Annotated in this window: 3 protein-coding genes; all 3 read right to left on the bottom strand. The window is 48.8% G+C overall.

Going from position 1 to position 1,539, the window contains the following annotated elements; all coding sequences use genetic code 11:
* Positions 1-84 precede the first annotated feature (84 nt).
* Positions 85-528, bottom strand: coding sequence for a hypothetical protein (locus QUA07_RS29865; protein WP_333332862.1), 444 nt, complete (start codon positions 526-528; stop codon positions 85-87).
* A 25-nt stretch (positions 529-553) separates the two neighbouring features.
* Positions 554-1,039, bottom strand: coding sequence for a transposase (locus tag QUA07_RS29860; protein ID WP_333332859.1), 486 nt, complete (start codon positions 1,037-1,039; stop codon positions 554-556).
* A partial coding sequence (locus QUA07_RS29855; protein WP_333332855.1) for a transposase occupies positions 996-1,539 on the bottom strand: 544 nt, incomplete at its 5' end. The genes QUA07_RS29860 and QUA07_RS29855, both read right to left, overlap by 44 nt.

The following is a 1,539-nucleotide window of genomic DNA, read 5'->3' as shown; positions in this document are numbered from 1 at the left end:
ACTGGAGTTTAGACTAAGACAGAATAAAGAGGCGCATTACTGTAGATTGAATGCACTAAAAGATGAGCGATCGAAAACTTCGGATTAGGGGAACTTTTTGGCGGTTTTTCTGGGACGAGAAAACCCTTTTTTGACCACAGGATATCGAATTCTGCGCCGTCGTTGTTTCCCTTTAATCCAACCGTCCGATTTACCTCGCTGTTTGGGAGCTCGAGCTGGTGTGCCTAACAGGGCTAAAATACTTCCAAAAGATTGAGCTACCCGCCCAGGGGTGAGTTTGACCAGAGATTTCTGCCACGGCAGAGGGCGTTGCGCCACCAAGTGACGGGCCAACCATAGTTGCCAAGTAACAATCGGCATTAAATCGCTCCAACGGTCGCATTGAGCGGGCGTGCTGAACGCAGGAACTGTCCAATGCAGGCGATTTTTAGCAAAACGATACCAGTGGTCGATCGCAAATCTTCGTAAATAGAGTCGCCAAATTTCTGTGACAGCAGGCATTTTTAACCCGACAAACGCCAACCACATCGGCTTCCCAATCCTGGTAGAGCCATCAGCAGCCGAGGAGTTCCACCAGCAGAATCGACATCTCATGAGAGGGGGACAAGCGAAAATGTAAATTGTGCCACACCCGTATTCGCAATTGACCTAAATCTGGGTCATCCACCTCAACTTGTTGTGCGGGAGAACTCCAAGTTGTAGAGTCGTTGAGTTTGAATCGCTCGCCGTGGACTTTAGGTCTACCTTGGCCTCCATAAGCAGGCGGTGGCCCCCACAAACATAAATTCGACCGCAGGCGCATCAGTTTATCGACCGGCAATTCTGCGGTTTGATTTACAAACGGCGCACAGCCGTATTCGCTGTCCCACAACGATAGCGCTCTTGACGGCAAGTGAGAACTGACACTCGATAATTGTTGAACAGCCTGAGAAATTGGACTGTCCCAACTGGTAATTCTCTCGTGTAACAGTGGCAAGGCCCAACTTCCTTGTGCTTCAGGTATCCACGCCAATGTACTGTAACCGTATCCTACAGTCACGCCCGCGACCTCCCAGTTGTGATGGGGAATGTTCGTAAGTACGTTCTTTCAGTGTTTTGGCGAACGGTCTTGACCAACTCGTATGGTCGCCCGCGAGGACAATTCGTTCCGATCGCGGGAGTTGTTGGATGTAAAGTTTCATTAATTGTTGTCGATCTGGTCGAGTGTCTTGTAATGCTTCGTAAACGCTTGGCCATTGACGGCGAAACACACAAGATAATGATAAGTCGGCTAAACTTTGAGCTGTTCTAGTTAACAAGAGCGCATCCATTAACTCAAAGGTAGCATCTTGCGCTTTACGTAGATTGTTGTAGATGGCTTGACGAAACTCAAGCAATTGAGTGACAACATTATTCATAGCGGTTGATCGGGTTGGTGAGACTTCCCTATCTTCCGCCATCCGGGTCAACTCCAGCAGAGTTGACCCGGTATTTTTTTGCCTGTTGTTGGTTCTCTCATCCCTTCGATTGTGCTGTGGGGAGATCACTTTTGCTTGAGGG

Source organism: Microcoleus sp. T3_A4 (assembly GCF_036700465.1).
In the GTDB taxonomy this organism is placed as follows: domain Bacteria; phylum Cyanobacteriota; class Cyanobacteriia; order Cyanobacteriales; family Microcoleaceae; genus Microcoleus.
The sequence above is the reverse complement of the archived record's forward strand: the minus strand, read 5'-3'. Positions and strand labels throughout refer to the sequence as shown.

Coding starts and splice junctions, on each gene's coding strand:
- QUA07_RS29865 (WP_333332862.1), bottom strand. CDS start 528: ATGTGGTTGGCGTTTGTCGGGTTAAAAATGCCTGCTGTCACAGAAATT.